20 protein-coding genes and 2 pseudogenes are annotated in these 26,670 nt (G+C 68.9%); 5 read left to right on the top strand and 17 right to left on the bottom strand.

What is annotated here, in order from left to right; all coding sequences use genetic code 11:
• Nucleotide 1: 1 nt before the first annotated feature.
• On the top strand, nt 2-1,225 hold the full coding sequence (locus J8M50_RS46150) for an MFS transporter (protein ID WP_050987432.1): 1,224 nt from the start codon (nt 2-4) through the stop codon (nt 1,223-1,225).
• Here the strand turns inward: J8M50_RS46150 and J8M50_RS46155 are convergent.
• The 3 genes and pseudogenes from J8M50_RS46155 to J8M50_RS46165 form a co-directional block, all read right to left on the bottom strand.
• Nucleotides 1,215-1,886 (bottom strand): annotated as a pseudogene (locus tag J8M50_RS46155) (response regulator). The gene J8M50_RS46150 and the pseudogene J8M50_RS46155 overlap by 11 nt on opposite strands.
• A gap of 244 nt (nt 1,887-2,130) precedes the next feature.
• Nucleotides 2,131-2,637, bottom strand: a complete 507-nt coding sequence (locus tag J8M50_RS46160) for a sensor histidine kinase (RefSeq protein WP_010360830.1) — start codon at nt 2,635-2,637, stop codon at nt 2,131-2,133.
• Nucleotides 2,625-2,819, bottom strand: a complete 195-nt coding sequence (locus tag J8M50_RS46165; protein WP_010360829.1) for a hypothetical protein — start codon at nt 2,817-2,819, stop codon at nt 2,625-2,627. Before J8M50_RS46165 ends, J8M50_RS46160 begins: the two co-directional genes overlap by 13 nt.
• Before the next feature lie 524 nt (nt 2,820-3,343).
• Here J8M50_RS46165 and J8M50_RS46170 point away from each other — a divergent pair.
• On the top strand, nt 3,344-3,952 hold the full coding sequence (locus J8M50_RS46170; RefSeq protein ID WP_010360828.1) for a hypothetical protein: 609 nt from the start codon (nt 3,344-3,346) through the stop codon (nt 3,950-3,952).
• Here the strand turns inward: J8M50_RS46170 and J8M50_RS46175 are convergent.
• From J8M50_RS46175 to J8M50_RS46210, 8 genes and pseudogenes are all read right to left on the bottom strand, one after another.
• A complete protein-coding gene (locus J8M50_RS46175; RefSeq protein WP_010360827.1) occupies nt 3,907-5,220 on the bottom strand; it encodes an RICIN domain-containing protein in 1,314 nt (437 codons plus the stop codon). The genes J8M50_RS46170 and J8M50_RS46175 overlap by 46 nt on opposite strands.
• 131 nt (nt 5,221-5,351) lie before the next feature.
• Nucleotides 5,352-5,501, bottom strand: a pseudogene (locus tag J8M50_RS46180) (transposase); the annotation flags it as partial.
• A gap of 193 nt (nt 5,502-5,694) precedes the next feature.
• The gene (locus J8M50_RS46185; protein WP_158002853.1) at nt 5,695-7,515 is read right to left on the bottom strand and encodes a family 43 glycosylhydrolase; all 1,821 of its coding nucleotides are present in this window, start codon (nt 7,513-7,515) and stop codon (nt 5,695-5,697) included.
• Nucleotides 7,516-7,519: 4 nt separating this feature from the next.
• Nucleotides 7,520-8,869 (bottom strand): right-handed parallel beta-helix repeat-containing protein, encoded by a 1,350-nt coding sequence (locus J8M50_RS46190; RefSeq protein WP_010360824.1) that lies wholly within the window; start codon nt 8,867-8,869, stop codon nt 7,520-7,522.
• Between the two features lie 413 nt (nt 8,870-9,282).
• Nucleotides 9,283-10,152, bottom strand: a complete 870-nt coding sequence (locus J8M50_RS46195; protein ID WP_010360823.1) for a GDSL-type esterase/lipase family protein — start codon at nt 10,150-10,152, stop codon at nt 9,283-9,285.
• A gap of 34 nt (nt 10,153-10,186) precedes the next feature.
• Entirely contained in the window at nt 10,187-11,215 is a 1,029-nt protein-coding gene (locus tag J8M50_RS46200) for a rhamnogalacturonan acetylesterase (protein WP_010360821.1), read from the bottom strand.
• A gap of 111 nt (nt 11,216-11,326) precedes the next feature.
• Nucleotides 11,327-12,385: a glycosyl hydrolase 53 family protein gene (locus J8M50_RS46205; RefSeq protein WP_010360820.1), complete on the bottom strand. Its 1,059-nt coding sequence runs from the start codon at nt 12,383-12,385 to the stop codon at nt 11,327-11,329.
• A 703-nt stretch (nt 12,386-13,088) separates the two neighbouring features.
• Nucleotides 13,089-14,279, bottom strand: coding sequence for a glycoside hydrolase family 5 protein (locus J8M50_RS46210; protein ID WP_199849172.1), 1,191 nt, complete (start codon nt 14,277-14,279; stop codon nt 13,089-13,091).
• A gap of 82 nt (nt 14,280-14,361) precedes the next feature.
• Here J8M50_RS46210 and J8M50_RS46215 point away from each other — a divergent pair, with 82 nt between their 5' ends.
• On the top strand, nt 14,362-15,129 hold the full coding sequence (locus tag J8M50_RS46215) for an IS5/IS1182 family transposase (protein WP_029183378.1): 768 nt from the start codon (nt 14,362-14,364) through the stop codon (nt 15,127-15,129).
• 320 nt (nt 15,130-15,449) lie between these two features.
• On the opposite strand, the gene J8M50_RS46220 is transcribed toward J8M50_RS46215, so the two are convergent.
• On the bottom strand, nt 15,450-15,776 hold the full coding sequence (locus J8M50_RS46220; RefSeq protein ID WP_010360818.1) for an alpha/beta hydrolase: 327 nt from the start codon (nt 15,774-15,776) through the stop codon (nt 15,450-15,452).
• 524 nt (nt 15,777-16,300) lie between these two features.
• Nucleotides 16,301-17,269, bottom strand: coding sequence for a PaaX family transcriptional regulator (locus J8M50_RS46225; RefSeq protein ID WP_029184721.1), 969 nt, complete (start codon nt 17,267-17,269; stop codon nt 16,301-16,303).
• 342 nt (nt 17,270-17,611) lie between these two features.
• Between J8M50_RS46225 and J8M50_RS46230 the strand changes: the two genes are divergently transcribed.
• Complete coding sequence (locus tag J8M50_RS46230; RefSeq protein ID WP_010360814.1) at nt 17,612-18,298, top strand: helix-turn-helix transcriptional regulator; 687 nt, start codon at nt 17,612-17,614, stop codon at nt 18,296-18,298.
• Nucleotides 18,299-18,493: 195 nt separating this feature from the next.
• On the opposite strand, the gene J8M50_RS46235 is transcribed toward J8M50_RS46230, so the two are convergent.
• The 4 genes from J8M50_RS46235 to J8M50_RS46250 form a co-directional block, all read right to left on the bottom strand.
• A complete protein-coding gene (locus J8M50_RS46235; protein WP_010360813.1) occupies nt 18,494-20,248 on the bottom strand; it encodes a DUF5605 domain-containing protein in 1,755 nt (584 codons plus the stop codon).
• A 199-nt stretch (nt 20,249-20,447) separates the two neighbouring features.
• Complete coding sequence (locus J8M50_RS46240) at nt 20,448-20,615, bottom strand: hypothetical protein (protein WP_010360810.1); 168 nt, start codon at nt 20,613-20,615, stop codon at nt 20,448-20,450.
• A 218-nt stretch (nt 20,616-20,833) separates the two neighbouring features.
• The gene (locus tag J8M50_RS46245; RefSeq protein WP_010360809.1) at nt 20,834-22,393 is read right to left on the bottom strand and encodes a glycoside hydrolase family 43 protein; all 1,560 of its coding nucleotides are present in this window, start codon (nt 22,391-22,393) and stop codon (nt 20,834-20,836) included.
• On the bottom strand, nt 22,386-25,229 hold the full coding sequence (locus tag J8M50_RS46250) for a family 78 glycoside hydrolase catalytic domain (protein WP_010360808.1): 2,844 nt from the start codon (nt 25,227-25,229) through the stop codon (nt 22,386-22,388). The genes J8M50_RS46245 and J8M50_RS46250 overlap by 8 nt, the downstream gene beginning before the upstream one ends.
• A gap of 357 nt (nt 25,230-25,586) precedes the next feature.
• Between J8M50_RS46250 and J8M50_RS46255 the strand changes: the two genes are divergently transcribed.
• Nucleotides 25,587-26,594: a LacI family DNA-binding transcriptional regulator gene (locus J8M50_RS46255; protein WP_010360806.1), complete on the top strand. Its 1,008-nt coding sequence runs from the start codon at nt 25,587-25,589 to the stop codon at nt 26,592-26,594.
• The last annotated feature ends 76 nt before the right edge of the window (nt 26,595-26,670 follow it).

A 26,670-nucleotide genomic window follows, 5' to 3' on the forward strand; every position in this document is an offset into this window, starting at 1 on the left:
CATGCACCGGTCGTCCACACCAGACAGCGCCGGCCCGCAGCCCCGCAGAGCTTGGCTGATGCTCGCCCTGGCCACCGTCGGATTCGCCGTCAACTTCTGGGCCTGGGCGCTGCTCAGCCCGCTCGGCCCCCGCTTCAAGGACACCCTGCACCTCAGCTCCTTCCAGCAGTCGCTGCTGGTCGCGGTCCCCGTCGTGGTCGGCTCGCTGGGCCGCGTCCCCGTCGGGGCGCTCACCGACCGCTACGGCGGGCGCGTCATGTTCCCCGTCGTCTCCGCCGCCACCGTCCTGCCGGTGCTCTACCTCGGCCTCGCCGGACACTCCTCGCTGACCGCGCTCCTGGCCGGCGGGTTCTTCCTCGGCGTCGGCGGCACCGCGTTCGCCGTCGGCGTGCCCTTCGTGAACGCCTGGTTCCCGCCCGAGCGGCGAGGGCTGGCCATCGGCGTCTTCGGCATGGGGATGGGCGGCACCGCGATCAGCGCCCTGAGCACGGTGAAGCTGGTCGACGCGCACGGCACACGGACCCCGTTCCTCATGACCGCCGCCGCCCTCGTGGCGTACGCGCTCCTCGCGGCACTCGTCCTGCGCGACGCCCCCGGTCGCACGCCGGTGACCCAGCCGCTGGCCCGCACACTCGCCGACACCCTCCGCCTCCCGGTGACCTGGCAGGCGGCGGGGCTGTACGCGGTGGCCTTCGGCGGGTACGTCGCCTTCTCCGTCTACCTGCCGACCTACCTCAAGACCGGGTACGGGCTCACCCAAGCCGACGCGGCCGACCGGATGGCCGGGTTCGTGCTGCTCGCGGTCGCCATGCGGCCGGTCGGCGGGTGGCTCTCCGACCGGGTCGGGCCCGTCCGCGTCCTCGCGGTCGCGCTCGGCGCCGTCCTGGCCGGGGCGTGCGTCCAGTCCCTCACCCCCGACCTGGCGCCGGTCGGCACGGCCGCCTTCCTCGTCATGGCCGCCGCGCTCGGCGCGGCCAGCGGCGCGGTCTTCGCGCTCGTCGCCCTCCTGGCACCCGCCGACCGGATCGGCTCGGTCACCGGGGTCGTGGGAGCGGCCGGGGGCCTCGGCGGATTCGTGCCGCCGCTGGTCATGGGGGCGCTGTACGGGGCGTACGGGTCGTACGCCGTCGGACTGCTCCTGCTGGGGGCGGTCGCGGCGGGGGCGCTGATGTTCACGGGGACGGGGGTGCGGTACGCGGTGAGCCGGGGCGGGGTCAGTCCATGAGCCGGCCAGGCGCGACCATGCCGTACTCGTAGGCCATCACCACGACCTGGGACCGGTCCCTGGCGCCGAGTTTCGCCATGATCCGGCTGACGTGGGTCTTCGCGGTCAGCGGGGAGACCACCAGCCGGGCGGCGATCTCGGCGTTGGCGCGGCCGGCGGCGATCAGTTCCATGACCTCGCGTTCACGGCCGGTCAGCAGGTCGAGGCGTTCGCCGGGTCGGCGTGCGGGGTCGGGGCGGCCCGCGAACTCGGCGATGAGGCGGCGGGTGACCGAGGGGCTGATGAGGGCGTCGCCGCGCATCGCGACCCGCACCGCGTGCAGGAGTTCCGCCGGCTCGGTGTCCTTGACGAGGAACCCCGCCGCACCGGCGCGCAGCGCGCCGTACACGTACTAGTCGAGGTCGAACGTCGTCAGCATGACCACCTTCACCGACGTCAGCTGCTCGTCGGCGGCGATGCGGCGGGCGACTTCCAGGCCGTCCATGCCGGGCATGCGGATGTCCATCAGCACGATGTCGGGGCGCAGTTCGCGGCAGGCGGTGAGCGCGGCGTGCCCGTCGGCGGCCTCGGCGACCACCTGGAAGTCCTCCTCGTCGTCGAGGACGCCGCGGATGCCCGCGCGCACGAGGCGCTGGTCGTCCGCCAGCAGGATCCTGATCATCGGCTGCTCCGGTCGCCGGAGAACGGCAGCCGGGCCACGACGGCGAATCCGCTCTCCCCGCCGGGTCCGGCGTCCAGGGTCCCACCCAGCGCTCGCGCGCGGTGCGTCATCCCCGCTATCCCGCTGCCGGCCGTGTGCCCGACCGGGCCTTTCCCGTCGTCCTGGACGCCGACCGTCAGCTCCCGCTCCCCGCGGTCGAGCCGGACGACGACGTGCCGCGCACCGCTGTGCCGGACCGCGTTGGTCAGCGACTCCTGAGGGGAGAGCCGGCGCCGCTGCGCTCGACGCGTACGTCCATCCCCGCGCGGGAGGCCGAAGCGACCAGGTCGCCGATCCCGGCCAGCCCCGGTGCGGGAGCGGTCGGAGCCTCCTCGTCGACCTGGCGCAGCACCCCGAGGGTGGCGCGCAGCTCCCGCAGCCCCTCCTTGCTGCCCTGCTTGATCGCGGCCAGCGCCTCCTGCGCCTGACCGGGGTCCTTGTGCAGCCGGTGCAGGGCGGACGACGCCTGGACGTGGATCATCGACATGGTGTGGCCGATCACGTCGTGCAACTCCCGCGCGATGCGCAGCCGCTCCCGCGTGGCACGCAGCCGGGCCTCCTCCTCGGCGTAGGCGACCCGGCCGTGGCGCATCGCGCCCAGCGCCACCACTGCCACCAGCCAGCCGGCCAGCATGAACGCCGCCGTACCGGTCACGTCGCCGGTGTCGGCCAGGGCCCCCGCCCCCACCCCGAGGACCATCACCGCCGCCATGGCGACCGGCTCGCGGAGCCGCCCCCGGCCGCCAGCGCGTACAACGCGGCGACCGGGACCACGACGAGAGGGCCGTCGACCGTGCTCATCGAGTGGTAGACGCCGGTGCCGGCCACCGGGTGACGCCGGCGCAGCGGCAGCGCCGCGCACACCGCCGCCGCCAGCAGCCAGGAGACGAGCACGGAGGTGGCCGCTCACCTCACCTCCAACGCCGTACACCACGGCCTGCCCGAAGAGGTTCCCCCGCAGTGCCACCTGCTGTTTCGGGCGGCAGTGACCAAGGACGGTGACCTGGTCCTCGACGTCACCGACCACAACCGCCATTTCCCTGACTTCGACCGGGAGCGCAGGGCCGGGAGCGGCCGGGGAATGCGCCGGCTCGCCAGGCTGGACGCGCAGGTCAGTTGGTTCCCGTGTTCGAACGGCATCGGCAAGACCGTCCGTGTGATCCTGTCCGGCGGCGAGGTGACCCGGCGACGGACGTTCCACTGGACCGCGCTGTCGCCGAGATACGAGATGCCGGCTGTGTCTCCCGGATGGCCAGGGCTTCCCCGCAGGCACCGTCTCCCGCGCCCGAACGGTGAACGAGCCCGCGCACGGGAGACGGCTCCCATGTCCCAGCGCTCCTCGGGCGGGCGGCTCCACCCGCCCGCCCGAAGCGGTACGCGCCGGGACTCCCATCCGCTCCGCAACCACCAAAGGACTGGTGACCACCGTGCCCCCGGCCTACCGGGTACTCCTGCCCGACCGACTTGTCGACCTCCTCGGTAAACACCTCGTCGACCTACCCGAGCCCGAACTCGACCTGCTCAACGGCCAGTTGAGGATGGACGCGGTCGCTCGCCAGCGTGCCGTACTCGCCGGCTCGCCTGTTGGGTGGGCGCTGGTGCAGCATCTGCGTGACCTCCTGGACGACGACCAGGGCGAAGGCTTCGCTGTCCTGACCACCGCCCTGCTCCTGGACCACCACGGCTTCGACGACGGCCTCAAGGCGATCACGGCCGTCCTGTCGTGGGTCGCCACACCATTGAAGGTGTACGACAACGAGCTCTTGTGGAGCCGGTTGAACGTCGACCCGGAGCACGTCGCCGGCGAGAAGCCGCTGCACATCGACGCGATCCATCGGCGCCTCCTGCGAGACGGCGTGTGCGAGGGCCTCGTCGCAGCCATGGCGTGGGCAGCATCGTCATTTCGCCCAGGACTGTCGGCGCCCATGCCGGGGCACCGCCCGACCCTGTTGCCCGAGCGGTGCCCGACGAGGGGTCCCGGTCAGACCCGGCGGCGGGTGAAGCGCTGGTTGGGGTTGCCGCTGTAGGTCCACTGGGAGATGCGGGCGCCGTCGGTGGTCGAGTACTCCCAGACATCCATCGCCAGGCCGGACTCCCGGTTCACGAGGCTGATCACGCCACCGCCGTGCTCGACCACGCGCCACTGCTGACTGACGGCACTGGTATCGGCCTGCTGGACGACGTCCGCGCCGGTCGCGGTGCCCGTGGGTTGGAGGAACAGGCCACTGTGCAGTGCCTTGACGCGGACGTGGCCGTTACCGGCGTCGACGAACTCGAACTGCTGGTTGGGGCGACTGTCGGTGGTCCGCTGGACGAGTTGTGCGCCGGCGGCGGTGGAGGCCCCGTTGATCTCGGCGGCCTTGCTGCTGTGCTGGGCCAGCAGGGTGTAGAGGCCCGGGCCTCCGGGCGAGTCGCCCAGCTGGGCTTCCCACCTGGTGTTGGACCCGGACGCGTCAGCCGGGAGGCGGTCCCGCGCGGCGGTGTCGCCGTACATGGTCCAGCGGGCCCAGTCGACGACGGTCCTCGGGAAGCGCTGGTCGCTCCAGAAGCTGGTGTGGCTGCCGCCGACGAAGGTGAGGAACGCCTTGGGCCAGGTGATCTCCGAGTACGCCTGCCGGGCCGAGGAGTACTGCGTGGTCGAGTCCCGGTCGCCGTGGACGAACAGGACCTTGGCCGAGACCGAGCTGGACGGGTTGCCCATGTCCACGCAGGACTGCGGGTTGGCGGAGACGATCCGGCTGTCGGGCCAGGAGGTCAGCAGACCATGGGTGACCATGCCGCCCAGGGAGTGGCCCGAGACGCCGACGCCGATGCCGGTGTTGATGTGCCCGGCCAGCGGTCCGCTCGCGTTGAGTGCGAGGGTGTTGGTGAGGATCTGCGAGACGTCCTTGGAGGTGTTGCCGTTGTTGACGTCGCTGAAGTTGTGGTTGAAGTGCGGGGCGGGGACGATGAAGCCCGCCGAGGCCAGGGCCCGGATGATGAACAGGGAGTTCTGCGGGCTGCTTCCGTAGCCGTGGGTCATGTTGTAGACGGGGAAGACCCCGCCTGCGGCCGGGGCGTCCGTCACCGGGTTGCCGCCGGCGGTGCCGGTGGCCGGGTAGTAGACGTAGGTGGTGCAGGGGCGGCTGCCGCGGGTCCAGTTGTACCGGCGCACGCCGACCGCGAACGGCGTGGTTGGTGCTGTGTCCAGTGGCCCGGCGGCGGCCGGTGCCTGGCCCGCCCCCAGCAGGGACAGGCCCACGCCCGTCGCTCCGGCCGCGCTCATGCTGAGGAAGGTCCGTCGTCGCAAGGTCATGGTGACTCCTTGGGTGAGGGGATGAGTGGGGGTGCCTCTATGTCTTTCATCAAGGCACCCCTGTCGGGTTCGGATGGGTTCGGGGTTGTGTGGCGAACAGGACGCTGATGCGTTGGCGGGTGAAGGCGTTAGTAGGTGCGGGAGGCAGGATCGGCGTTCATGCGGGCGAAGGTGGAGAGGAACATGGCACGTTCGAGCTGGCGGTTGCCGCCCAGGGGTGCGTGTTCGCCGTGGACCGAGGTGCCCGACTGCTTCGTGGCGGGTGTGAGACCGGCGCAGGAGGTAGGCGACACGGCAGCCCGCTTCGCGGGCCACGGTCAGCGGGAGGGCGCCGATGGAGGCGGGCTGGTCCACGATGACCAGGACGGTGTCGAACTTCGCGGTGAACTCCGCGAAGGCCCTCACAGAGCTGTCGCCGTTGCAGAACCCGCTGCCGGAATAGCCGGCTTGATTCGAGTCGATCGTGCCCCGGCACTACGCCGGAGCGGTCTCTGCCTCGTAACACCCCGGAGGCGCTGGTGTGCCGGCAGAGGTCTTGATGAGTGAGAGCTGGTCGAGGGTGACGCCGCCCGAACCGGACGCTCGCACGGTGACGGTGGCGGCCCCGCCGGGCAGTTCGATGCCGGTGAGCTCGCGCTTGGTCCAGCCACTCGACGACGGGATGGCGAGGGTGCGTTGGCTGCCGTCGGCGCCGGTGATCACAACCTGTCCGGCGCTACCCCGAGCGTGCAGGGACAGGATGTAGGTGCCTGCGGGCGCCGACTCGACCCGCTGCTCGACGCCGCCGCTGTTGCTCACCTGGAGGGCGAAGCGAGACCCGTTCACACCACCGTTGACGTTGGTCACCGAACCGCCGAGGTTCCGCCATCCCCGTACGCTGGAGACGATGACGCGGTCGGCCTGGATATCGGGGTTGAGGATGTAGTTGTTCGCCGGCCCGACGCGCCACTCCCCGGTCGTGGCGTTGAACTGCCACTGGCTCACGGAGTGGAACTGCGGCCGTGCGCCGGTCTTGGTGATCGGCACCCACTGGTTGTACCCGATGCCGTTCCAGGCGAAGCCGGCCCATCGGTCGCCGGCGTAGAGCACCGTGTTCTGCTTGGTGCCCTTGACCGTCACGAAGAACCCGGTCTGGGTCACGTGGCTGTAGTCCATTTCGGTGCCGGCAAGGACGTACTCGCTGTTGTATGAGCCCTGGACATTGCTGCTGGTCGACTCATTGACGTAGTTGACGGAGGTGTTCCAGCCGTGCAGGTCCGACGCCGCGTGGTAGTACTTGCCGTCGAGCTTGAACATGGCGTTACCCTCGCGACCGGCGCCGCTGCGGATCTGCACGCCTGGCTCGATCCGCAGCGAGTCGGACTCCCGGAACTTGGCCACGAAGCCGCGCGACCGTCCTTCGCGGTTGGAGAAGATCAGATAGTCCTTGCCGTCCTCGTCGGTGAAGACGGTCTGGTCTCCGGTGCCGGTCGTCGGCGAGTTGGTGATCTGGGTCTGGAAGTAGCCGTAGTCGAAGGTGTCGGTGGGTGAGTCGCCCTGCAGCAGCAGGACACCGTGCCCGCCTCCGACGTAGGCCTGGGTGGCGAGTACGTACTTGCCGGTGGTCTCGTTGTACGAGACCCCGAGCCGCCCGACCCATCCCGCCTGACCGAGGGTGGCGCCGTTGTTGATCTTGGTCGAGCGCGTTGCGACGTTGTTCTCGAACTTCCAGTTCACCAGGTCCTTGGACGAGTACACGGGGATCGAGACGAAGCTGACGCTCCCGTCGTACTTCCTCGTGGGATTGGCGCGGTAGAGCTCGGCGCCGGTGTAGTGCACGCCGTACCAGTAGTAGGTGTCGCCGAACTTGAAGACCCCGCCGCCCTGCGAATAGATGGGGTTGCCGCTGGTGTCGTTCCAGAAGGTGTTGTTCGTGATGGTCTGGAACGTGCCCTCGTCAGCGGCCTTCAGATCGGCGGCGGCGGTCATCAGGGCTGTCTTCGCGTCGGCGACGTCCGACGTGTCGCCGGCGACCTCGGCCGCGGCGGTCAACGCCTTGGCGAAGGGCTTCCAGGAGTCAGCCGTGTACTTGGCCGGAGTGCGCTTCTGGTAGTCGGACACCAGGTACTTGAGGCCGCGATCCACTACCGGTCCAGCAGCCGCCCCCTGGTCCTGGAGCTCCGTTGCCTGTCTCTGCGTCGCAGGTGTCTCGGCCGCGGCGGTGCTCGCCGAGAGCGGCGCCGCCAAGGCCACGGACAGCAGGGTGGCGGCGGCCGACTTCCAGTACTTGGAGAGGACACGCGATCGTTGCCTCAAGAGGTCACCTTCCGTCATTCTCAAAGGCGCCGAGATCCGGCGCGCTTCCGCTGAAGGGGAGTCCCACGTCGGTGCCCTTGTCGATCAGGGCACTGTTCGCCGCGAGACGGAGGTGGGGCAGCACGGGCAGGTTCCCGTCGGTCTGGCGGGGCGCGTCCCAGCCGGCCGTCGACACACTGTGGAACTGGGAGTCCGACAGGGGGACGCCCAGGTTCCAGGAGTTGTAAGCGGCGTTCGTGCCGCTCATGTTCGATGTCGCCGTTCCGGTGTAGGCGATGTTGTTGCGCAGGTTGCCCCGGCCGACGGCGGCGCCGCGCGAGTCGATTCCCAGCATGTTGAAGTTGGGGTGGTTTCCATAGCCGGTGTTGTTGAAGAAGTCGTTGGCCACCGGGTGGTGGTTGGCGTAGAAGCCGGCCGCCTTGTTGAGGAATGCCACCGAGGAACGGACGGTGTGCTTCGGCGCGTTGGCCTCGTAGTCGCCCCCGTAGCCGCCGGACTTGAAGCCGGCTCCGTTGCCGGAGGGCGTTGTCGTCCCCGGGACGTATCCGTTGAGCCAGGCCCACGAGTCCTCGATGATCACGGGAGAGTAGGTGGAGATGAGGTCGAACCCGTCATCGGCGTTCCACCACGCGCGGCAACCCTGGAACAGGTTTGCGGGGCGGCCGGCCGGCGTGTAGTGCGAACCGAACCCGTCGGCGTTCTCGCCGGGCCCGTCGTTGCTGTGCAGGTCGTAGTTGTCATGCGCGTCCGAGTTGAGGACGAGGTTGCCGGCCCCGCCGCTGATGAACAGGCCGGTACCCATGTGGTGGTGGGTGTTGATCTGCTCGAAGACGTCGTTGCTGCCGGAAACCCAGATTCCCCAGGCCTCGGCGTTGCGGTTGTTGTTCTGGGGAACGCCCTTGACTTCCAGTCCTTTGAGGTGGATCCAGCTTCCGGTGACGTTGAAGCCTTTGATGCGGCAGTTGTCCGTCATCCGTGAGAAGTCGAAGACCGGCTTCTCGCCCGGCTGGGCCCAGTACCGGATCGGGTTGCCCGAACTGCCGCTCTTGTCGAGGGTGATCGCGTCGACCTTGGAGGTCTGGCTCGGACAGGCGCTGTTCGCGCGGGTGTAGGTGTAGGTGCCGCCCCGGAAGTAGACCGTGTCGCCCGCCTTGGCGACGGCCTGGGCACGGGCGATCGATGCCCACGGAGCGGCCTGCGTACCTGCTGCCCCGTCGTTCCCGTTCGGGGCTACGTAGTGAGTGTTTCCGGCCGGCGCGGCGCTCGCGGACGCCGAGCCGGTGGTCGTGGCGACGGAACTCGCCACGACCACCGAGAGCAGAAGGGCAGGGGTGCCGAACTTCGCGGTTCTCACGGCGTCACCTCCCGAGTGGACCGTCTTCGTGACACTGCCATGGACGCGTGTACCACCTTCCGGGGAGTGAGCGGCCCACTCCCTGATCGCTCGGGCGAGGGCCGAACAGACATCGCGAAACGGTTGCTCTGGTTGAACGGGGGGCGGCGTGTTGAGGAGGCTCAGTACCGCCGCCGACACGCCGCACACATCGCTGACCACGAGCGGCGGCGCGGACCTCATGGCCCACGGGACGAAGTGGCCGCGCACTCCGTGTCCGCAAGCCCGGGCGCCCCGCGGCCCGATCGGAGCCGAGCCGTTTCCGTACGGCAGCGTCAGGTCGGTAGGGACGACTGCGTCCTAGGTCTGCTGCACCGCCGTCGTCGAGGCCACCCGCGAACCGACCGGCCTCGGTTCGCGCCCACCGCCGCGTGCTACCTGAGATACGCGGCGAGCGGGAAGTTCTGGCGGCGTACGTCACCGGCGACGAGCCCTGCGACGTGCTGGGCGCCGTAGGTGTCGAAGTGGGTGTGGTCGTTGCAGAAGAAGGTGCCCAGGGGACCGCTGCCCTGGTAGTCGCCGTTGTTCGGGCAGAAGCGCAGACTGTTGTAGAGCGAGACACTGAGTGTCTGCAGGTCGATGACGGGGGCTCCGGTGGCGGATCCGGCGGCGAAGGTCTCGTTCACGAAGCCGCGGTTCTTCGTCGCGGTGTCGCCGGAGCAGGTGATGGCGGCCACCGGGGTGAGCAGCACCGGGTGCGCGCCCCGGGCCAGGGCGGCCTGGGCCATCGTGGTCATCAGCTGTCGGTACCGGGCCGGGCCGACGTGCCGGGGGCAGGTCGAGGAGGAGTCGTTGATGCCGAACTGGATGAACAGGTAGTCACCCGCCTTCATCCCGGTGCTCGCGTTCAGCATCGCTTGCCAGCGTGCGGAGTACGCGGTGGAGGTGAGGCGGCATTCGCCGTCCGAGCCTTTGGTGCTACTGACGTTTCCCTCGTACATCCAGGTCTGGATACTGCGGCCGCCCACGGCCTGGTTCCTGACCGTCACGTCGCTGTTGAACAGGGCGTCGAACTGGCTGCCCCAGCCGACCGGACAACGGCCGGAACTCGGGTTGGCCATGGTGGAGTCGCCGGCCAGCCACACGGTGACCGGCGTGGCGACCGCCCGTGCGGCCGGGGCCTGGGCGCGGGAGGCACTGGTGCAGTTCGTGGTGACGCGGTCCGCCGCGGATGCGGCGCTGACACCGAGACTCGACAGAGCGATCATGAGCACGGTCGTGATGAGAATCCGTAAGTTCCTCAACGGGTCCCTCCTTGGGGCCGGCGCCGGGCGTCGGTCAGCGCAGGTACGCGGCTAGGGGCAGGCGCTGTTCGCGGATGCTCTGGAGCACCAGCCCGCCCATCTGGATCGCGCCGTACTGCGAGAAGTGGGTGTTGTCCGTGACGCCGTCGGCGGATGAGCGCAGGTAGAACTGTGCGGAGGCGGACGCGCCGAGGGACTCGACCAGCGTCTTGCTCTTGGTGGTCAGATCGATCACTGGGACGTTCTGCGCAGTGCCGACCGCTCGCATCTCGGCGGGCAGGTCCACTCCGAGGCCGTTGACGTGCAGTGCTGTGGGCGTGAGTCGGCTGCCGTCGAACTGTCGGCGGACCGGCGGGGTCACCAGAACCGGGACGCCGCCCTTCGCACGGACCTGCGTGATCATGGAGGTGAGGTTGCTCCGGAAGGCTGACGCGCTGGTCTGCTTGTCGTTGTGGCCGAACTGGATGAAGACCGCGTCGTTCGCCTTGACCTTCGGCAGCAGCGCCGGGAAGAGCGCCGAGTTCCTCAGGAAGCTGCCCGAACTCTCCCCCGAGTCAGCGTAGTTGGCGACGGATGCGCCGGGACCCACCGTCGGCGTGATCATCTGGCCCCAGCCCGTGTACGGGGCCACGGGCTGGTCGCACACGGTCGAGTCACCGACCAGGTAGGCGACCAGCGGCTGGGCCGCCGGTTTCACGGAGACGGCCGAAACCTGCGGGTTGGTCCCCGCGAACCGGATGTCCAGGCCGGGGTTCCCGGTGCCGCCCTGGCCGGTCGGCTGCCCCTCCGGCTGGCGCACGTTGACCGTGAACGAGTACGTGGCGGCGGCACCGGCCGCTGTCTTCGTCGCCGGAAGCATCAGGCGCCGGGCCTCCACCCACATGTCGGTCGCGGCGGCAGTGGCACCACCGATGGAGACCGTCACGTCGTAGTTGCCGGGTGAGACCGCGTAGTGACACTTGATCGGCGCAGTGCCGGAACAACCGGCCGGCAGTGCCTGCGTCGCGGCATCGGCATGCGCCGCACCGGTGCCGACCAGTGTCGCAAGGGTCAGCAGACCCACTGCTCCCAGCCTGACCCCGTGCCCTTCCAGGCTCAATGTCATGCCCATTACAATCACCAATCCCAGTTCTCGACCGTAGAGTTGCCCGGGTTGAGGTCCATGGCCAGTTGCTCAGGCCTGGGTGAAGCCGTTCATGATCGCGGTGGGCCGCCCGGTGGCGGAGTCCCAGGCGCCCATGTTGTAGCCGGTGAACGGGGACATGCACTCCGGCTCCCAGTAGAAGATGCCCTGCCCACCGTTGGCCTTGAGCGCCTTGATGTAGGCGACCAGGGACGCCCGGGTGGCGGAGACACGGTCCGCCCGGCCCCCGAACTCGCTCTGCAGGAACGGCTTTCCGTACTGCGCGGAGATCCTCTTCATGTTCGCCACGATCCCGGGAGCGAGATCGGCGCTGCCGTAGGAGGAGAACACCGACATGTCCCACTTGCCACCGCCCGCGGCGAAGCGGCTGAAGAACGTCGTCATGACGTCGTACTTCTGCGGCTGCGCCAGGTGAATGCACACCGTCGAGCCCGGCGACACCGCCTTGACCTGGGTGTAGGCGGCGTTGAGCAGTCCGGTCATCTGCGCCCCGTTGGAGACGCTGCCGACGGGGCGGCAGATCCCGCTGTTGATCTCGTTGCCGATCTGCACCCAGGTGGGTAGCACGGCGTTGTTCTTCATGACCGTCATGGTCTGGTTCACGTACGCGCTCATCGCGGTGAGCATCTGGCTGTAGCTCATGGTCCGCCAGGCGGCCGGAGGGTTCTGCACGCCGACGGAGTTCCAGGTGTCGCCGAACATGTAGTCCAGCATGACCGACATCCCAGCGGCCTTGACCCGCTTGGCGAAGGCGGCGACCTCGTTGATGCCGCAGTGCCCGTCGGTCGGGCTGCTGGACGGGTTGACGAAGGTGCGCAGCCGTACGGCGGTGATGCCGTAGCCCTTGAGGATGGTCAGCAGGTCCTGCGTCTGCCCGCCCGCGTTCTTCCACGAGTAGCCGCGCGCCTCCATCTGCGGCGCCCAGCTGATGTCCACGCCGTTGATGAATCCCTCGGCGGCCTCGGCCGGTGGCTGGAGCTCGGCGAAGGCGGCGGCGGTGGCGATCGCACCGGCCGTCGCGGTGGTGGCCCTGAGCAGGGTCCGGCGGGTGATGCGCCCGGCAACTGGTGTGGGGGGTTGCGGAAACATGGTCGGTCCTTTCCTTCTGTCGGCCGCGGGTGCGACGCCGCGGGCGGCGGAGAGAGGGGCAGTGAGAGACCTCCAGGAGCGAGGCGGGTGCTTGGGGCAACTGGCGCTCAGGCCCATGGAGTTCGTGTAGCTGCGCGCGATCCCAGCCGATGCGCCTCCCTCGGAGTGGCAACAACTGAGGCTGGAGTGCTTACGAGTGGCACGTGTCGGAGGGGGCGGCCTTGGCGTGCCAGGGCGCTCCCTCCAGGTCGTGACTGTGAGCGTTCACAGAGGGGGTACATCACGCAGCTTCTCGATCGGGCACGAAGCTGTCAACCATTCCTCACCATCCATGGAAGAAGAAGTGCGCCCCTGTGGGTCGAGGGCTCGCCGTGCCTCGGCCGTGAGCTGCCTGAAACGGCGGGAGTCGGCCCAGTTCAAGTGCCCTTTCAGGGGGAGTGCGACGACGAGGGCGGGGCTGTGCACGGGACCTCTCGCTGGCCCACATCCGCACACGCTCGAACAGAAAGAGCCAACAGAATGGAGGCACTGCTGTCGTCCGTTTGTCGAACGTGCTCCCGGACGTGGAGCAGCGTGATTTCTCCGGCTGGTCGGCGCGCAGTTGATGAGATGACACACCGTGCCGCTTCGCCATCCTGCCCGACTGCGCGCCCACGAGGTATCTAGATAGAGGTACGTACTCGTCGCCGAGATTCGGGTCCTGCTACGTGCCGGACGCAAGGCCGGAGCCGGCAACACGGCCGCTGACGCCATTCATGATGGCGTTGATGATGCCCTGTTGGGTGACCGTGAGGGAGCGGCGGTTGAACAGCCCGAACCCGTACCGATCGGTTGCACCGTTGTCCCAGTAGACGGTGGCCGCGCCGTATTTCTTGGCAGTGGCCACGACGGCCCGTGCGAAGTCCGCGCGATACCTGTTGTTCGACGAATCGAACGATGACTTGTCGATGGCGCCGTATTCGCCCACCACCACCGGATACCCTTTCGAGACGAACACATCGCGCATCATCTTGAGCTGCGCGTCCAGATAGTCTTCCTGTCCCCAGGTCGACGTCCTTGATGGGGTGGTCGCTGCTCGGCCCCATTGCGTGATGGTGCCGTTTTCCTCTCCGGCGAAGTCCCAGGGGCTGTAGTGATGAACGGAGATCATGATCCGTCGCTCATTCGCGGGGATGGAGAGGGAGCGGTACTGGTCGGACGGAAGCGCGAAGCCATAATTCCCTGCGGTGTAATCGATGTTCGTGTTCCAGCCGGCCACGAGCAGCCACCGCGAACTGTTGTTTCCGCCCGTTTTCCGCACGGTGTCCACGAAGATCTGGTTGTAGCTGTTGATGTTCGAGTAGCACGGTTGGGTCGGGCGGCCGTACTGCCCGTCGAACTCCTCGTTCATGGACTCCAGGATCAGGCGCTGGTCGTAGTTCTTGAACCTGTTCGCGATCTGCTGCCAAGCTTTCTCGTACTTGGCCTTGATCGTCGACTGGGAAGGTGAATCACAGATCAGCCAGGAGCCGTTGACGGTCTTGTATCCGTCGCCGTGCATGTTGATCAGCACATGCAGGCCCCTGTTGTAGGCGTAGTCGACGACTTCTTGGACTCTGTTCAGCCAGGAGGCGTTGATCGTGTAATTCGGGCCGGGCCCTATGTATCCCAGGTAGGAGACCGGGATCCTGATCGTCTTGAACCCTGCCGCCCCCACTTTGTCGATGAGGGCCTGGGTCACCGTCGGCTGGCCCCATGCTGTTTCGCTGGGGTATCCGTTGGTGGTGGCTTCGAGTTGGTTCCCCAGATTCCATCCCGCGCCCATGTCGGCCACGATCTGTGAAGCGCTGGACTGTGTCGCGGTATCGGCCGATGCCTGATGCGCCGCGCCGTAAACCGATGCGGTAACTGCCAACAGGACGGCAAGGAAAATGACTCTGATCTTCCCTGCTAAGGGCTGTCCCGTAACTGCTGGTCACGGGTGAGATGATCTTGATGTGTCTGGTGTGATCACGGCGTCGGAGCCGTCCTGGATAGCCCCGTTCACCGGGCTGAGCCCCCGCCTGTTCGGCAAGCTGGTGACCGTACTGCGGCGCGAAGGTGCGGATGCGGTCCGCAAGGGCCGGCCGTGGAGCCTCCCGCTGGAGGACCGGGCTCTGCTGGTCGCGGCGTACTGGCGCACGAACTTGACGATGCGCCAGCTCGCCCCGCTCTTCGGGGTGTCCAAGTCGGCAGCCGACCGCATCATCGACCACCTCGGGCCGATGCTCGCGCTCCAGCCCCGCAAGCGGTTCGCCAAGGACACCGTGCTCATCGTGGACGGCACCCTGGTCCCCACCCGGGACCACACGGTCGCGGAGCAGTCCAAGAACTACCGGTACTCGACCAACCATCAGGTCGTCATCGACGCCGACACCCGCCTGGTCGTCGTGGTGGGCCGGCCTCTCGCCGGAAACCGCAACGACTGCAAGGCGTGGGAGGAATCCGGCGCCAAAGCCGCTGTCGGCAAGACCATGACGATCGCCGACGGCGGCTATCCCGGGACCGGGCTCGTCATGCCCCACCGCCGGCGCAAGGGCGAAGACCTTCCGGACTGGAAGGAAGCACACAACAAGTCCCACAAGCAGGTCCGCGCCCGCGTCGAGCACGTCTTCGCCCGCATGAAGACCTGGAAGATCCTCCGCGACTGCCGCCTCAAAGGCGATGGCGTCCACCACGCCATGCTCGGCATCGCCCGGATACACAACCTCGCCCTCGCCGGATAGACGAGCGGCCCGCACGACGGCCAACCACGCCCGAGACAGCTCGAAGATCATTTACGGGACAGTCCTTAGTGAAACCATGAGCTTTCCTCTCCTGCGTCCTTGAGGGCGTCGGGCCCTCAAGCGGATCCATCTGTGCGTGTGGGAGCGGCCGGAACCGCAGGCTGTTCGGGCGGTGGCGTCCACGCCGGTGTGGAAACGAGCACAGTCGATTGCGCAGCGGCTGACCTCACGGGTGTCCGTGGGTGGCCACGCGTCCTGCACGGCCCGGATGCACGGCGAGCACGGCAGACGCACGCACCCGGGCCGTGCGTGGTTGCTCCTCAATTCAGGGCGGATTCCCAGGTGGTCGTGGGGGAGGTGGCGTCGGCGCGAAGGCGGTCGCGGGCCGCGGAGTCGCCGTACAGACTCCACCGCGTCCAGTCCACGAAGGTGTTGACGATGCGGGAGTCGCCGAAACGGTTGCTGTGGTTGGCGCCGCGAAAGGTGAGGAACTCCATGGCAGCGGTCAGTTCTCGGTACGCCTGGCGGGCGGAGGAGATCGGGCACGTTCCGTCCCGGTCGCCGTGCGTGCGCAGGACCCTGGCGCGGCCCACGCTCGCGGCTCCGGCTGCGCTCAGCATCACGAAACTACGCCGTTGCATGGTCATGAAGACTCCTGGTGGGGGGTGCGGAGCGCTGTTCGGTCAGGTGCCGGGGAGAGGCGTGGGTGATACCGCGGCGGTGAGACTGACCTAGGTGGTGGGGGGAGTTGGTGGTGAGGGTGGTCGGGTCGGTGAATCGCGCACGGTGGAGGACGTTCCGGTCCTGCCCGTGGTGGTCATCGGCGTGGTGTGGCCCTGCCCGAAGAGACGTGGCTAGCCGCTGAACACTGGCCGGACCGTGACTCGTTGAGGGAGCAGTTCCTTGGCGCCCACCCGCTCACCTAGCTGACAGGAGGTGTCGATTCCGCGGAAACGGCGCAGGGGTGCCTCTCCTTCCGCTCGTCGTGCGCTACGCCTCTGGGAGCGTTCCCACATGTCTTTCAACAGGTACATTCCCGATCGGGTGCCGATCTGTCAATCATTGGCGCTCAACTCTGTTGTCTTCGACGCACATTCGACAGATCGCAGGCGCAGGAGGCACGGTGTGACGTCTTCGGGGCCCGCCCGATCACACTCGCGGCGGCCCGCCGTCAGCTGTGGCCGATACCCGCACTCATGCCGGCGATCGTATGGGCCCTGATGTCGGGGTGAGGTCCCTGCGCGAATCGGGTTGCCACGGAGCGGACGTGGTCCTGGGCCGGCTGGAGTAGACCGTCGTACACTGCGACGCAGACTTCCCGCGCCCGTGACCGTGGCCAGCCCGGCGGCAGAAGCCCGATGGGGAGCAGCGGGTCCAGAATGGGGAAATGGCGGTAGGCGTGCATGACCTCGGTCCGTGCGCGCACCGCATCGGCACCGGTGACGCGGTCGGCGCTGATGTGTGCAAGCAAGCCGCTCCAACGATCGATGAAAGCCTGATAGTGCTCGGTAATGCCGGGCAGGTCCCACGCCTGGACCGGGTTGCGGTCGGCCTCCGTGTCCAGTTCCTCCTGCCGCGCGCGGAATACAGTCACCGCTCCCCGCGCCAGGTCGGCCACCTCGATCCGCCCCTTGGGGGTCAGCGGGTGCGGCGACACCCAGAGCGCGTCGTACAGCGGCGCGAATCCGCGCCAGCGCAGCGCGGTGCGCAGTGCGCGCCGCCGCGTGCTCTCCTGTTCCGGGACGGAGAAGGCGATCAGTGTCCACCGACCGTCCCATGAGTCGGGTTGGGTGGTGAAGGTGGCGATCGAGCTGGCGCCGCTCCACAGGTCGACGGCGGCCTCCCGTGTCAGCCGGTAGGAGGTATACCGTCCTTGGCGGCTGCTCTCCAGCACCCCACGGCGCATCAGCCTGCTGATCGTCGTACGGGCGGCGCCCGCGGTCACGTCGAACTCACCGAGCAATGCCACGATCGCCGCCGACGGTAACCACGCCCGGACGGGGAACGTGTAGTCGGCGATCAAGGTCACCGTGAGTCCCTGCGGCGAGACGTTGCTTTGCCAGCCGGGCGATCGCACGGGGCTGACGGCGCCGTCACCCTCGTCGGAGAAGATCTCCTCGAGGTGGGACAGGTTCGGCAAGGTGGGCTCCGGCGCGGTGGACAGGGGCGGCATCACTGTAACGGCAAGCTCGTCGATGACGTGTGGGGGGCCTGCCTCGTGCCGTTGCCTAGCCGCTGCTTCCTGACCGCCTCAACGGCCGTCGTGACTTGGAAGACGCACCCGAAGGTGACTGTTCACGTCCGGCTCATCCCTGCCGGTTCCTGGTCGACGTGCTCACGGGTGCCGATGGTTCGGAGCCCGGTCTGCTCGTACCCCCTAGGTGTGACCGCTCGCGTGGGCGGGGTTGGACACGGCTCGGAGAACGCCTTAGCATTCCTGTCCAAAGATTGAATGCCAGTCCAGTTCATGAGGAGGCGGTTCATGGAGCACCCCGTGACTGGCGGGCCGCAGAACGACACCAAGGGCCCCCGTGCCGCCGCTTCGGACGAGGCCGATGAGCATCTCATCCGCGAAGCGGAGAAGATCGCTGTGGCGTTGGGCCGTATGTTTCCCGGGCTGTGCGAGGTGGTGCTGCACGATCTGCGGGATCCGCAGCAAGCGATCCGGGTGATCGAGAACAACCTTTCCGGCCGGAAGGTTGGGGATTCGGCTACGGAGCTGGGCCTGGCACGCATCGAGGATCCCCGCTACCCGAGCGTCATCCAGAACTATCCCAACCAATTTCCCGACGGTCGGCCGGTGAAGAGCACGTCGATCGGCATCAAGAACGCCGAGGGCCGGTACGTCGCGGCCCTGTGCCTGAACCTTGATGTATCCGTTCTGTCGCCCGTGACGCTGGCGTTGTCGAACCTCGTGGCCACCGACGTCGAGCACCGTGAGCAGCCACTGGAGAACCTGCGGGACCGCAACATGCGCGAGCTGCGCCGGACGGTGGAGGCGCTGGCCGCGGAGCGCGGCGCCACTCCCCGGTCGCTGAGCCGGGACAACAAGAAGGCGCTCGTACGGAAGCTGCAGGGCGAGGGCTACTTCGATCACCGAGAGGCCGCACAGACCATCGCGGACCTGCTCGGCGTGTCCCGGGCCACCGTCTACAACTACGCCAAGTAAGCGGGACACGCACCGACACCGGACCCGCTGCACACCCCGCGCCGGCCTCTGCGTCCGGCCGCGGCCCGCAGCCGGACTCAGGCCGTGGCCTGCTGTTCATCCCCGAAGAGCAGACGGCTGCGCTTGTGGACGAGGAGCCGGCTCTGGATCCGCCGGGCCGGTCCTGGTGGCCGCGGCCCATTTCCTGTAGTGACGTCACTCGCTCCTGTCGTCCACAGCCCTCAGTCGGACCGCGATGTACGGTCGCCCCGGCAGCGTGAGGGTGAACTCGCCCTCATAGGTGCCGGGCAGCTCGGTGACCGTCATGTTCCAGGTGTCGATGATCTCGGCCCGGTAGGTGGTTCCCGGTCGGAGTGTGAAGGAGCGAGCACCGGGCTGCGCCGCGCCGAAGTAGGTGAGGTGGTAGCGGCCCTCGACCCCGCCGGCTGGGAAGTCGGACTCCGAAGGCAGCGGGTCGATGCCGGCGTCCTGGGGGGTCTGCTCCAGGATCGTCCGCAGGAACTCCAGGCGGGGTGTGCTGTCACCCTTCAGAGTGCCGCCCTTCGCCCACCACAGGACGTCGCCGTCGGCCAGGTAGCACTCCCCGTGGGTGACGTATCCGCCGCGGACCACACCGTCCCAGCAGAGGCGGACCATCTCCTGGGGTGTGAGGTTGCCCCAGCCCGCGTCGATGTTCCCTTCGTAACCCATCTCGTCGAGGGTGACGGGCTTGCCCCACTGCTCGCGCCAGGCACGGGTGTCCTCGGGACCGCGCTGGATGCTGGAGTGGGTGACCCAGTAGGCACCGTTTTCGTAGAGCTCCATCCAGTTGTGCACGCTCATGAGGTGATCGTGGGGGTCCCGTTCGCGGATCACGGCAGCGGAGCGGGGCCAGTGGGCGGCGTCCTTGGAGAACATGCAGTCGTATTCATTGGCGAGCGACCACCAGACGTTGGCGTGGGCGCAGAGCCGGGCGACCACGTAGCGCAGATACCGGTTGTCGGCGGCCGGACCCATGTCCGAGAAGCCCCAGCGGTCGTAGGGATGGAACAGGATGAGGTCGGCCTCGACGCCCAGGTCGCCGAGCTGCTCGATGCGCTGCTCGAGGTGGCGGAAGTAGGCGGGGTCGGGTCGCTGGAAATCCCAGCCGGTCTCCGGCGAGCCCTCGAAGGGATAGCGGGGCGGCTCGTTCGTGCTGTGGACGAACGACTTGGGCAGGACGCACATTCTGATCTTGTTGAACGGGCTGTCCGCCAAGGTCTGCAGGGTCTGCTTCTCCAGGTCGTCACCCTGGTTGGTCCAGGCGTAGGCGGTGGTCCCCAGCGGGAGGATCCGGGTGCCGTCGGCGTGGCGGAAGTGGAAGCGGTCGTGCACTCGGACCGGACCGTGGTCGTCAGGACCCGCCGCATCACAGGTGAAGCCGCCCGTGATCCCGTCCAGCGAGCGGGCGTTGCTCAACGTCCGGAAGGACCAGTCGCCTTCCTCGTCCGGCATGAACCGGATCCGGTACACCCCGTCACCGTCGTAGAAGCCGTACGCGGTCAGCGTCCGCTCCCCGAGCCGGAAATCGGCCCGTAGATCGACCTCGGTGAACGGGTTTCCGTGTGCCGGGCCGTGCAGTTCCAGCTCGAACGCCCGCCACTGCCGGACCGTGCTGCGCTGGACGAGCCGGGCGCTGCCGGTCGGCACGTCGGCGGACTCGTAGTCGGGGGACGGCACCACCTCCAGCTCGGCGGGCGGCTCCTCGACCGCCGTCTCCTCCACCGCCGCCAACTCGGCGTAGAAGGCCTCGCGGGCGACGGGGTCGACCCGGAGGGGCCGCACCATGGCGGTCACCAGCTCCAGGCGTCCCCGCAGGAGGGTTGCCCGCATCGGTTCGTTCTCGACGCCGGGCATGTACGTGCGGATCACGGACGCGGCCTGCGGGTTGCGCAGTACATCGGCGAGAACGGATCGGGGTCCGTAGGGCATCTGGAACTCCTGAGGTTCGACCGGGATCGGGCGTCGGGGGCCCGGCCTCGTGGGACGGTGGTCGCAAGGTCCTGCGAGGCCGGCCGAGGAGCGCCGCACGGACGATGTACTGGACGGCCATGGCGTCGTGCGAGCTCTGAGGGCACGCAGGGCAGTCGGGCGGCCTTTGTCGTCGAGGGCGCGCAGGGGTGCCGACGGACTACCCGGTGGAGGGCCCTTCGCTGTCCGTGGCGGAGCGCGGCAGCGACAGAATGGCGTCGTGCGGGAGCGTGACGGGTCGCGCGGCGGTGTCTTTGCCCATGAGGTCGGTGAAGCCGCTGACCTTCGGCTTCACCGACCAGTCGGCGTTGAAGGGTATGCCCGTCATGGTGGCCTTTCTGTCTGACGGGGACGCGGGTGGGGTGCTGACCCATGTGCCCCGGCCTCGGCCGTGACGTCGGCTGGTCACGGTCGGCCGGTGGCCGAAGTGGGGGTGTGGTCCAAGCGACGAGGGCCTCGGCGTCGTCGGCGATGAGACCGGTCGCCGTCGCGTCTTCGGCCAGCCGGAGCGGCCTGCCGGCGTGGCACGGACCGGGATGTTGCCGGTCATGTGCCGCCCTCCCCGTGGTAGCTGAAGTCGGCGAAGTGCACAGTGCCGTGCTCGGCGAACATGCCGGTGACACGGCCGGTGAAGGGCACAGCGGTCTCCACCGACCAGAACCGGCCGTCGCACTCGGCCAGCCGTGTCTCGACGCCCCCGGCATCCACGACGCCGAGCCGGATGGTGTCGCCGGACGGCAGCCAGGGCGCCCTGCCCTCCTCGGGAGCCTCGGTGGCGATACGGAGCACGACCTCGTCGCCGGCCACCTCGGTGCTCCAGGTGCTGACCAGCGTCGGCAGTGCCGCCCGGGCCGTGATCCGGATCCCGTTCCCGGCCGGTGCCCGCTCGGCGACCAGAGCGATGGTGGACTCCTCCTCCAGACGGATACCGAGTCCGCCACGGCCGTCGGCCGGGGCGATCCGGGTCTCCACGACACTGGTCACATGGCGCTGACGGCGACCTACGAAGTCCGGACGGAAGGCGTCGATGCCCCCTGACTCCGCGCTGAGGGTGAGATGGCCGGGGCGCCGCCCGAGGGATGCCACCGACTCCAGTGCCCGGCCCACCGCCAGCCAGCCGGGATCCGCCAGGGCCGCCGGATCGGTGAATACGAAGTGCTCGTCGAGCGGTTCGGTACGCGGGGCGAGGGGAACGGGAGCCGCGTACGGCCAGCCGTCGGCCCACTCCACGGTGGTCACATAGGTCTCCCGGCCCAGTGGGGAGGTGCGTCCCGCCGTCCGGGTGCCGAGCAGTACGAGCAGGTCCTCGCCGTGCGGCCCCCGGACCAGGTCGGCATGGCCGGTGCACTGGACGGGCCGGGCGGTGCCGGAGGCACTGAGGACCGGGTTGTGAGGGGCGCCCTCGAAGGGCCCTTCGATGCCAGGGCCGCGCGCGACGCTCACCGAGTGCCCGTAGCCGGTGCCGCCCTCGGCGATCAGTAGATACCACTGGCCGCCACGGTGGTAGAGATGCGGCGCCTCGGGCGCGACCAGGCCCGTGCCGGACCACAGCTCGCGTGGCTCCTCCAGCATCCTGCCCGTCACCAGGTCGACCCTCGCCTGGAGGATGCCCCGGTTCGACACCACCCGGACGCCGTCCAGGTGCAGGCCGCTGAAGGTGACGTACGCGGTGCCGTGCTCGTCCCACGCGAGGTCGGGGTCGATGCCGTGGATGCCGTCGAGGGAGACTCCGTCGCTCCACTGGCCCGCCGGGTCGGCCGCGGTGAACACGACGCAGCCACGCGGACTGGCGGTCACGGTGACGATGACGTGGAAGTGCCCCTCGTGGTACCGGATGGTGGGAGCCCACACGCCCGCGTTCGAAGGGGTGCGCGCGAGCCGGACCTGCTCCTGGCGAGGGGCGACGTTGCCGATGTGCTCCCAGGCGACGAAGTCGGTGCTCCGGTAGACCGGCAGCGCCGGCAGGTACTCGAACGACGAAGTGACCATGTAGTACGTGCCGTCGACGAGGACGCAGCTGGGGTCCGGGTTGAAACCCGGGACCAGGGGGTTGGGCAGGTCCACGAGGAGTTCCTCGGGGGTCGGTACGGCTTCCCGGTCAGACACGTTCGATCCCATCCGAGAGGAAGGACCGCCGAACCGGATCCAGGATCGTGTGCACGGCCCGGTGGAAGGTCTCCGCGCCGGGATGCGGATCCTGCGGAACGAGTGCCTCGGCGATCTCGGCCGCCGGAGCGTCGAGCCGGCCGGCGAGCGCTGCCGCCACCTGGGTCTCGCCCCGCGGAGCCAGCCCGGTCTCCACCGCGGCGCCGACCACCGCCGCCCAGACACCGGGATCATCCAGCACGTCACGGACCGTGCGGTCGGCCCGCGGCCCGGCCGACGGCCCGGCGGGATCGGGCACCACCCACTGGTGCCAGCCCTGGCCCACCAGGATCGGATCTGCACCACCGGGCAGATGCACCTCGGCGGACGCTCCCACCGGCACCCGCACGTCCAGCCGGAACTCGCCGTCGGCCCGCTCCCAGTCGACGTCGGCCTCTCCGTACGGGGTGAGGTGCCGCGCCGACGCGGAGGTGAGCGCTCCCCATGGGCGCGGTCGCACCAGTATCTTGCGGTAGCCGGGCGCGGCCGGGGCGAGACCAGCCACCTGGCGGTGCATCCAGTCCGCGACAGCGCCGAGCGCGTAGTGGTTGAACGAGGTCATCTCACCGGGGTTGATGCTGCCGTCGGGCAACATGCTGTCCCAGCGTTCCCACACGGTCGTCGCCCCCATGGTGACCGGGTACAGCCACGACGGGCAGCCGGTCTGCAGCAGCAGGCGGTAGGCGACGTCGACGTGACCGGTGGCCGACAGCGCATCGGTGATCAGGGGGGTTCCCACGAAGCCGGTGCTGATCCGGAAACCGCCGGCGCGTATCAGGTCGGCGAGCCGCTGACCGGCCCGCTCGCGCTGCGCCGCGTCGGGCAGCAGGTCCCAGGCGATCGCGAGGGCGTACGCGGTCGGCGCGTCGGACAGGACACGGCCGGTGGAGGTGACGTAGGCGCGGTTGAAGGCCCGCCGTACCTCCTCCGCCAGTGTCGCGTACCGGTCGGCCTCGTCCTGCCGACCCAGCACTCGGGCGGCCTCGGCCACCAGCTGGGCTGAGTGCGCCAGATGTGCGGTGGCGACCACGTCGGGGTCCGCCTTGCCGCGGCCCGGCGCATCCGGAGGCGCGGACGGGTCGAGCCAGTCGCCGAACTGGAAACCGCCGGTCCACAGCCGGTCCGGCCCGGCCAGGGACGCCGCCTTGTCGACCCAGGCGCGCATACTGGGCAGCTGGCGCTCCAGCACGCCTTGGTCGCCGGTGCGCTGATACAGCGCCCACGGGACCACCACGGCGGCGTCTCCCCAGGCGGCCGCGGCCGGCGAGGCGTCGTGCAGGACGTCCGGAATCACGAAGGGCACCGAGCCGTCCGGCCGCTGTTCGGCGGCGAGGTCTGCCAGCCAGGAGTTGAGGAAACCGCCGACGTCGAAGAGGAAGGCCGCGGTCGGCGTGAAGATCTGGATGTCACCGGTCCAGCCGAGCCGCTCATCCCGCTGGGGGCAGTCGGTGGGCACGTCGACGAAGTTGCCGCGAGTGCCCCACACCACGTTCTCGTGGAACCGGTTCAACAGTGCGTGGGAGGAGCGGAACCAGCCTGTGCGCCGCAGGTCCGACGAGATCACGACGGCCTCGATGTCCTCGGGGCGCAGACCGGGGACCCCGGACACCTCCGCGTACCGGAAGCCGTGGAAGGTGAGCAAGGGTTCGAGCTCCTCCTCGCTGGTGCCCGCCACGAGGTAGCTGTCGGTCGCCCCGGCCGTGCGCAGGGGCCGGGTGCCGAGCTCCCCGTGCTCCAGCACCTCGGCGTGCCGGACGACGACCTCGCTGCCGGCCGCCAGGCCACGGACGCGCAGTCGCACCCACCCCACGGCGTTCTGCCCGAAGTCGACCAGGGTGCGTCCGGTGGGGGAGGTCCACACCTTCTGGGCCGACAGCATGTGGGCGACCCGGATGGGTGGTCCCTCCGGTGCGACGAGCCGGTTCAGGTCACTTTCCACCACCTCCACCGAGCCGGTGGCAGGGCGCCAGTCACGGCCCCGGCGGCGCAGATCGGTGCGCTGGCCGTCGTAGAGGTCATCGGTCAGGACCTCGCTCTCGCGGGCCGTCCAGGAGCCGTCCGTGGCCAGGACGTGCACCTGGCCGTCGGTGGTCGTGACCTCGAGCTGGGCCAGCAGCGCGAGTCGGTCGCCGTACTGCGCTCGCTCGCCGCGGAAGCCGAGGCGGCCCCGGTACCAGCCGTTGCCCAGCAGGACGTCCAGCGTGTTGTCGCCGCTGCGCACCAGCTCCGTCACGTCGTGCGTGTGATAGCGGAGCCGGTGGGCGTACGCCGTCCAGCCAGGGGTGAGCACGGCGTCCCCGACCCGCAGACTGTTGACCGTGCCGGCGTACAGGCCGTGCGCGGTGACGTACAGGCGGGCCTTGTGCACATCGCCGGGCACATGGAGGGTGCCGGAGAGCACGGGCGCCGGCATGTGCAGTCCGCCGACACCGACCGGGCTGATGAAGGAAGCGGTCCAGTCCCCTCTCTCGAGGAGGCCCGTCTCCACTACGGCGCGTCCGCTCCAGTGGCTCCACTCCTCCTTGTGGGCGACGCGCACGCGTACGGCCGCGAACTCCCGGGACGCCAGCGGCCGTGCGGGCCAGGGCACGAGAATCTGCTCGGTGCTGTCGACCCGGTACCTCTCGGCGGTCCCGCCCAGGGTCACCTCGACCTCGTACGCGGTCTGCTCGTAGCCGAAGTCCGCGTGGGGGACCGACCAGGACAGACGGGGAGAGCCGGTTCCGACGCCGCGTACCGGAGAAGCGTCGGTGAAGTGTTCGAAGCGAGGCGGGGAGGGGGCGGCAGCCACGACCATGCGGGTCTCCAGATGTCTCATGCGCTTGGTGACCGGGCCCGAAGCGGATGATCATGCGCTCTGCTCGGGAACGCCCGCACGCCTCTGATGGGGTGGCGTGACAAGCCGGTTGTGTGCAACGTTCTACGAATGGGAGCGTATGGAGCGCCCCGAACCCATGTCAAGGACCTGGTGACGCGTCGAAGGGCACCGATCCGTGAGGCAGCGATCTACAGATGCGCTTGTAGCATGGCGTGAATGGACAACAGCTCTGCTGACGCCGGCCCGCGGGGCGACATGAACAGTTCAGGCGAGCGGCAGACGCAGCCGAAAGTCGTACAGGCCGCGGACAGGTCGCGATCCTCCGGTACTCGACGCGTGACGATCCAGGACGTGGCGAAGGACGCGCGCGTCTCGATCTCCGCCGTGTCGAAGGTTCTCCGCGACGCCTATGGCGTCAGCCCCGAGATGCGGGCCAAGGTCACCGAGGCCATCGAACGGCTGGGATACCGCCCCCAAGCAGGTGCGCGCGCCATGCGCGGCCGCTCCTACACCGTCGGCGTGATGCTCGCGGCGCTCTCGCACCCCTTCCAGCCGGAGATCGTCGAAGGCATCACGGACGAGCTGGAGCCCGGCCCGTACCAGGAGATCCTGATCACCGGGGGGCTCGCCGCCCCGCGCCAGCAGCGAAGCATCGAGGCCCTGGCGGACCGGCAGGTCGACGGACTTGTGATCATCACGCCGGAGATCGGCACGGACTGGCTGGAGCAGCTCGGCGCGGAGCTTCCGGCCGTGGTGGTGGCGCGACACGGTGGTGCCGTCCACTTCGACACCGTTGTCGACGACGACCGCGGCGGCGCCCGGCTCATGGTGGACCACCTGGTGGGCCTGGGGCACCGGAGCATCGTGCACACCAGCCATCCCACGGGGAGCCTGGAGAGGCCCTTCGTCCTCTCGCACACGGCACGCCGTGACGGCTACGTGGCCGCCATGAAACGGCATGGCCTGGAACCGGACGTCATCGAGACCTCCTATACGGAAGAGGGCGGATTTCTGGCGGCGGTAGAGGCCCTCGACCGGCCGAGTCCGCCGACCGCGATCTTCGCGGGGGCCGACATCGCGGCCGTCGGTGTCCTGCGGGCGGCGGAGGAGCGCGGCCTGCGGGTTCCCGAGGACCTCACCGTGACGGGCTACGACAACATCAACGCCTCGGCGATCGGCCGGGTCGCCCTCACCACGATCGACCAGTCCGGCCACCTGACCGGCCAGATGAGCGCCCGGCTGCTGCTGGAGCGGCTGACTGGCCGCACTCGGCCGGTTCACTACGTCGTGGCGCCACGCCTGGTCGTGCGTGCCACCAGCGCGGTGCCCTCGCGGCGCAGGTGAGGGCCATGGACGCAGGACGCGGGGCGTTGTGTGCAACGGTGCACTGCCTGTCTTGAACGGGTGGTGAAGGGCCGGT

It is taken from the genome of Streptomyces acidiscabies (assembly GCF_020010905.1).
GTDB lineage: Bacteria > Actinomycetota > Actinomycetes > Streptomycetales > Streptomycetaceae > Streptomyces > Streptomyces acidiscabies.